This window comes from Burkholderia territorii (assembly GCF_902833055.1).
In the GTDB taxonomy this organism is placed as follows: domain Bacteria; phylum Pseudomonadota; class Gammaproteobacteria; order Burkholderiales; family Burkholderiaceae; genus Burkholderia; species Burkholderia territorii.
The window spans coordinates 1-687 of sequence record NZ_CADFEJ010000064.1 but is presented as its reverse complement, the minus strand read 5'-3'; the positions used below and the strand labels follow the sequence as shown (position 1 = coordinate 687).

Here is a 687-nt window from a genome sequence, read left to right as displayed (position 1 = left end):
CACGGGCTGCACGCTGGCGCCGCATTACACGCGGCCCGACGCGCCCGTCGCGCAGGCGTACCCGGCCGGCGGCGTCTATGCGACGCAGCCGGGCGCTGCCGGCGCGCGCAGCGCGAACGGCCAGGCGGCGACCGCCATCGGCTGGCGCGAATTCTTCGTCGATCCGCGCCTGCAGCGGCTGATCGAGATCGCGCTGAAGAACAACCGCGACCTGCGCGTGTCGGTGCTGAACATCGAGGCGGCGCGCGCGCAGTACCAGATCACGCGCGCGGGCCTGTTCCCGACGCTCGACGGCACGGGCACGGGCAACATCCAGCGCGTGCCGCAGGGCCTGTCGCAGACCGGTGCGCCGTATATCTCGCGCGCCTACAACGTCGGCGTTTCGGCGTCGTGGGAACTCGACCTGTTCGGCCGCGTGCAGAGCCTGAAGGACCAGGCGCTCGCGCAATACCTGTCGACGTCGTATGCGCGGCAGGCCGCCGAGATCTCGCTCGTGTCGCAGGTCGCGGACCAGTACCTGACGCTGCTGTCCACCGACGACCTGCTGAAGGTCACGGAGAACACGCTGAAGACGGCACAGGCGTCGTACGACCTGACGAAGCTGCAGTTCGACAACGGCACGGGCTCCGAGCTCGAGCTGCGTCAGGCGCAGACGGTCGTCGAGACGGCGCTCGCGAACCAGCAGGC

The 687-nt window shown here is 70.0% G+C and carries 1 protein-coding gene; it reads left to right on the top strand.

Going from position 1 to position 687, the window contains the following annotated elements; translation table 11 throughout:
* Positions 1 to 687, top strand: a 687-nt coding sequence (locus HW466_RS30995; protein WP_176316133.1) for a TolC family protein, incomplete at both ends; no start/stop codon positions are given.